Origin of the sequence: Nostoc sp. (assembly GCF_036917675.1) — a bacterium.
GTDB lineage: Bacteria > Cyanobacteriota > Cyanobacteriia > Cyanobacteriales > Nostocaceae > Nostoc.
In genome coordinates this window covers 22130-28179 of record NZ_JBALCT010000056.1, presented here as the reverse complement: position 1 = coordinate 28179, position 6050 = coordinate 22130, and the positions used below count along the sequence as shown (strand labels likewise).

Annotated in this window: 6 protein-coding genes; 3 read left to right on the top strand and 3 right to left on the bottom strand. The window is 39.3% G+C overall.

The annotated features are described in order from the left end of the window. Together V7K31_RS21635 and V7K31_RS21630 are read left to right on the top strand one after the other, a co-directional pair. Positions 1–523 (top strand): hypothetical protein (locus V7K31_RS21635; RefSeq protein ID WP_335096751.1); only part of this gene is annotated, 523 nt, incomplete at its 5' end. Positions 524–552: 29 nt separating this feature from the next. Continuing rightward, positions 553–978: a hypothetical protein gene (locus V7K31_RS21630; protein ID WP_335096750.1), complete on the top strand. Its 426-nt coding sequence runs from the start codon at positions 553–555 to the stop codon at positions 976–978. Between the two features lie 382 nt (positions 979–1360). On the opposite strand, the gene V7K31_RS21625 is transcribed toward V7K31_RS21630, so the two are convergent. Next, positions 1361–3004 (bottom strand): acetolactate synthase large subunit, encoded by a 1644-nt coding sequence (locus tag V7K31_RS21625; protein ID WP_335096753.1) that lies wholly within the window; start codon positions 3002–3004, stop codon positions 1361–1363. A 107-nt stretch (positions 3005–3111) separates the two neighbouring features. Next, positions 3112–4479: an NAD-dependent succinate-semialdehyde dehydrogenase gene (locus V7K31_RS21620; RefSeq protein ID WP_335096749.1), complete on the bottom strand. Its 1368-nt coding sequence runs from the start codon at positions 4477–4479 to the stop codon at positions 3112–3114. 233 nt (positions 4480–4712) lie between these two features. On the opposite strand from V7K31_RS21620, the gene V7K31_RS21615 reads away from it, so the two are divergent. Further along, positions 4713–5330, top strand: coding sequence for a Uma2 family endonuclease (locus tag V7K31_RS21615; protein WP_335096747.1), 618 nt, complete (start codon positions 4713–4715; stop codon positions 5328–5330). Positions 5331–5471: 141 nt separating this feature from the next. On the opposite strand, the gene V7K31_RS21610 is transcribed toward V7K31_RS21615, so the two are convergent. Further along, positions 5472–5912, bottom strand: a complete 441-nt coding sequence (locus V7K31_RS21610) for an imm11 family protein (RefSeq protein ID WP_335096746.1) — start codon at positions 5910–5912, stop codon at positions 5472–5474. Positions 5913–6050 lie beyond the last annotated feature (138 nt).

The following is a 6050-nucleotide window of genomic DNA, read 5'->3' as shown; positions in this document are numbered from 1 at the left end:
CTCATTTGCTCACGAGGTGCTGATGTCTTCAAATTTCAGCTTAAGCCTTGTGAGCTTTCTTACAAAAGCCCCCACTTTTAAAACATCCTCTAAGATTAGTCCGCAAATAGCAGACTCTTTCACTGATGAGCAACTAAAAGCCATACAAAGGGGTTTCGGTTCTCAAGCTGGGAACAGTCATTCTTTAGATATAAGAGTTTCAGTCCCTATTCCCGGACTACGATTCTATCTAGTTTTATTAGCAGGTTCGGAACGTCGTTCGCAACAGCGCTTGCAAAATGAAAAAAGCAGATATCCTCTTTTCAATGCAGGCAATATTATATTCTTAACAGGATTTTTAACCATTCTATTGAGTTGTAGTTTTACTATTTTCTCTTTTTTATGGTCTTCACTTAGTTCCGTCTCCACTTCGCCTTTCCCTACATCTATTCCTTGGATTTTTGATAAATCTGAATGTGAACACACTAACAGAACTTGGAGTGATAAAAAGTGTTGGGATGATCAACACAGTCCGATGTTTTGAAGCTTATTCACACCAACAATAAAAACAATATGCCTACAAACCGTTTAACTAAATATTCGTCCAAAAATCACACTTTTCTACAACAGTTTTTCGCCTGCATTCCTCCTCAAGTAGTAGCTACCTTTACCGATGCCCAATTGACAGAATTACAAAAGGTGTTTCGGGAAAGGGTTAGCAAGCGTCATGCTGTGGATATCAGGCTTTCTATCCCATTCAATAAAAAGCGCTTTTATGCAGTTTTTTTACTTGGTAAGGAAAAGAGGTCAAAACAGAACCGAAAAGATACAATTTTCACACCTGTAAATAGTATCTTCCTAATAAGATATTGTCTGGTATTAATAACTTTGTTGCTTGGTACGGTATACATAGTTGAAATTGTGTTAGGAATTAATACCTTTCCCAATAAAGAAATCCAAGAGTTTGTTAAATATCTAATCAGCAGTTTTTCGATTTAGCATCGGTGCATCTACCTTTTGATAGAAATTTTTCAAATATTTAAGTATATCATTGACACACAGATAATTATATTTTTAACTTAAAAAAACTACATTCCCTAGTTTCAGTCCAGGTTTAAATAAGAGTCTGAAACTCTCTTCTCTACGAGACGCTATGTGAACAACTTTTAATTTTCAATTTTGAAACCATCTTGCTATTGAGCAATATACTAAAACACTAAATGAGTAGAAATTATAGCAGTTTTCATGTATTTGAACCACATCTTTCATCAGGGCACAACATTGCTGTGCCGCTACCGTGTCGTCTATTTACTTGAAAATAGCTGTAATAAGGAGTTAGGAATAAATAACTCCTAACTCTTAACTCCTAACTCCTAACTTTTTACATCGCACAACTTAACTCGTCGGCTTTTTGGCTAAAGCGGTGATTCTCTCGATAATCTACGGGACAATCTATTACGGCTGGTACATCTTGAGCGAGGGCTTCTTTCAGAGTAGGAATCAAATCTAAAGCCGATTCAACTCGGTAGCCTTTTAAACCCATGCTTTCGGCAAATTTGACAAAATCAGGATTGCTAAAATGCACAAAAGCTGAGTTTCCTTTGCCAAAATGATTTTCTTGCTTCCACTCAATTAAGCCATAGCCACCATCATTAAAAATTATGGTGACAAAAGGAGTACCGACACGCAAGGCTGTTTCTAATTCCTGAGAATTCATCATAAAGCCGCCATCGCCTGTTACAGCAACGACTTTGCGGTTAGGATGAACGAGTTTTGCTGCTAAAGCGCCAGGAATAGCAATACCCATGGCCGCGAAGCCGTTGGAAATTATGCAAGTATTGGGGCTATGGCAATGATAATGACGAGCCATCCACATTTTATGTGCGCCAACATCAGAGATGACGATATCATCTGGTCCCATCACTTGCCGTAAGTCATAAATTAACTTTTGCGGCTTGATCGGAAATCCGTCATCATGGGCGTATTGTTCGTAATCAGCGCGAATTTCTGATCTTAAGCTGATGGCAAAGGGATCAGGTTTACCTTGTCTATCTGCTAATTTTAAGATTTCATAGAGGGAATCTGAAATATCTCCTACTACTTCAGCGTTAGGAATATAACTACTATCAATCTCCGACGGACTTACCCCAATATGCACAATGGGAATTTCACCATTACGATTCCATTTTTTCGGGGAAAACTCAATCAAATCATAGCCGATCGCAATTACTAAATCTGTGTTATCAAAGCCACAGGTAATAAAATCTCTTTGCTGTAATCCGACTGACCACAAAGCTAATTGGTGTGTATAGGGAATCACACCTTTACCCATGAAGGTATTGGCAACAGGTATATTCAGCAAGGTAGCAAATTGCGTGACTGCATCACTTGCATTAGCGCGAATTGCCCCATTTCCTACTAATATTAATGGGTTAACTGCTTGGCAAATTGCAGCTGCTGCTGCCCGAATGCTAGCAAAAGACGCATAGCTTTTTTCACTATTATCCTTACGCAAAGGTTTGCCTTCGACGGGCATGGCAGCAATATTTTCTGGCAAATCGATGTGAACTGCACCAGGTTTTTCAGATTGCGATCGCTTAAATGCTTTTCGCACTACTTCTGGTGTAATACTCGGTCGCACAATCTGCTTATTCCACTTGGTAACAGGTGCAAACATTGCCACCAAATCTAAATATTGATGGGATTCAATATGCATCCTATCTGTTCCCACTTGACCGGTAATCGCCACTAAAGGCGCACCATCGAGGTTAGCATCTGCTACCCCAGTCATCAAGTTGGTTGCCCCAGGTCCAAGAGTAGAAAGACATACTCCGGCTTTTCCTGTTAGGCGTCCGTAGACATCGGCCATGAATGCTGCACCCTGTTCATGACGAGTCGTAATAAATTTAATCGAAGAATGTTTGAGCGCTTCCAAAACATGTAGATTTTCTTCGCCGGGGAGTCCAAAAATATATTGCACTCCTTCATTTTCTAAGCACTGCACCAATAATTCTGCTGTATTCATTTTATTTCCCGACAACTCTATTAACGAATAAGACTTTTGTTCTTTGTCATTAGTCATTAGTCATTAGTCCTTTGTTCTTTAACCAATGACCAATGACCAATGACTAATCATTTAACCCACACAGTTTTAACATTGACAAACTCATGTATACCTTGGATACTCAATTCTCTGCCATATCCAGAACGCTTGATGCCACCAAAGGGCAACCTGGGATCTGATTTGACCATACTGTTGATAAACACGGCACCTGCTTCGATTTCCTCAACCAAGCGATCGCTCTCTTGGTCGTTGGTTGTCCAAGCGCTTGCACCTAAGCCAAAGGGTGAGTCATTAGCGAGTTTAATAGCAGCATCGATATCTGGAACCCGGAATAACAAGGCTACTGGTCCAAAAAATTCTTCTTTTGCAATTGGTGTATCAGTGGGGATATCTATGATAATCGTTGGCGGATAAAAGTTCCCTGGACGATCTGATAAAGGATGTCCACCGGTGAGGACTTTACCACCACTGCTGATGGCATTTTGCACTTGTTGATCTAATTCCTGGAGAATACCAGGAGTTGCCAGTGGACCTAAATCGGTATCTGGTTGCATGGGATCGCCTACTTTTAGCGCCTCAAATTTTTCTAAAAGCAATTTTTCAAATTTGTCTGCGATCGCTTCTGCTAAAATAAAACGTTTGGCTGCAATACATGATTGCCCGTTATTCAACATCCGCGCTGTAGTTGCTGTGACAACTGCTGTCTCTAAGTCAGCACTTGCTAACACAATAAATGGGTCACTTCCTCCCAATTCCAGAACGGTTTTTTTAATTTGTTTGCCGGCGGCGGCGGCGAGGGATGCGCCTGCTGGTTCGCTTCCTGTCAATGTGGCAGCTTTTACGCGGTCATCAGCCATTAAATCGGCAACTTTAGCAGCGCCTATTAATAGAGTTTGAAACGCACCTTCAGGAAAACCGGCGCGTCGGATAATATCTTCAATTGCCAAGGCGCACTGCGGCACGTTGGAAGCGTGTTTGAGTAAGCCGACATTTCCCGCCATTAATGCTGGTGCGGCAAAGCGGAATACTTGCCAGAAAGGGAAATTCCACGGCATCACCGCGAGAATTGCGCCCATTGGTTGGTAACGAACAAAACTCTGGCTGGCATCAGTTTTTATACTGACATCAGCCAAAAAACTAGGGGCGTGTTCGGCATAATAGCGACAAACTACGGCGCATTTTTCAACTTCAGCGATCGCAGCTTTGAAAGGCTTACCCATTTCCAGAGTCATCAACTTAGCAAATTCTGCTTTGTCTTGCTCTAAAATATCAGCAGCCTTTTGCAGCCAGTGCGATCGCGTCAAAAAACTAGTCTGACGGTACTGTTCAAAAGTCTGATTAGCTAAATCGAGTTTAGCGGTAATTTCTACATCATTGAGCGCCTCAAAGGTTTTAAAAGTTTCCCCAGTGGCGGGATTAATGCTGGCGATCGCCATTACCTGACCTCCTCTTAAAAAATAGCTTCACGTAGGCTTCCTAGTGTTATACATATAAATTCGGGAAGCTACTACCCAAATTTTAGTCTTTTAGTTAAAAATTAGCTGCTCAATATTACAATTTTGCAAATTTAATTTAATTAAAGTATACTAATCCGTCAGTATTAATATTGATAAATTAAATGAAATTGAAGAAGAATTTCCACCGATGCAAGCCATAGAGGAATTAAGCTATGACTCAAGCCTTACGCAAACTAGTTACATTCGATGAATTCGTTGCTAAATATCCAGATAAAACAGGGAAACGTTACGAATTACATGATGGAGTAGTAGTCGAAACGCCCCAACCAACAGGCGACCATGAAGAAATTGTTGTATTTTTATCTACAAAAATAACTTTAGAATATAGTCGCCTCAGCCTACCGTATGGCATACCAAAAACAGTATTAGTTAAACCACAGGAAAATGAATCAGCTTACTCACCAGATGTGCTAATACTAAATCTCCCTAATTTAGTTAACGAACCTCTGTGGAAAAAAGAATCAACTGTTACTCAAGCAGCATCTATTTCTTTAGTAATTGAGGTGGTAAGTACCAATTGGCGTGATGATTATCTGAAAAAATACGCTGATTATGAACAAATGGGAATTCCTGAATACTGGATTATTGATTATGCCGCATTGGGCGGTAGGGAATTTATTGGCAAGCCCAAACAACCTACTATTTTGGTTTGCTGTTTAGAAGAAGGTGAGTATCGTGTTAGTAAATTTCGAGGAGATGACTATATCAAGTCGGCAACTTTTTCAGAGTTGAATTTGACGGCAGAGCAAATTTTTCGCGCTGGTACGTAATTAAATTTTAGATTTTGGATTTTAAATTTTGGATTGATTTATATAAATAGTTGGTGATTTTGGCGCTGCTCTACTAAAATTACTGTACTACATTTACGTGGAATATGCTGTATGTAATTAATTCTGTCTTGGTACTTAATCCTAAGCCACTTGCTTAAATCTCAGCCCTTCCAATTGATTCTGCTCTACTAAGTCCTTGAACTTTTGAGATACTAATATTAAGAACTTACATTCTGGGAGTGCAAAAAAATGCTGATCTTGAATTAACTCTTCTTTAAAAGCATACTTTTCTACGCGCAAAACTCTACCAGATGTTTCAGATATAAATAAATCCGCCTTTGAACGATCGAGGCAATCAATAATATTAATTACTTTTAAAATATTAAACTCACCTTCACCGCATTGTAATGGCAGCAGTTTAACGCTATCACCAATTAAAGGCTCTAAAATTTTCCAAGCCCTATTATTACAAGCAAAAGTCCATGCAACAACTCCAAGGAAATCACCTCGTTTAGTATCGAATGATTCAATTCCCACTGGTAAAGGAATCCATTCACTCTTTTCTTCAATGTCTTGATACATGGCAAAATTAAGAAACCTTGATAAAATGTCATGTGATTTTTATTGTTCCAGATGATAGAAGCGATCATAATTATCGCTATCAGGAATAGGAATATAAATATTCATGTAAATCTATCTCCATTAAGTTTTTGAAATATA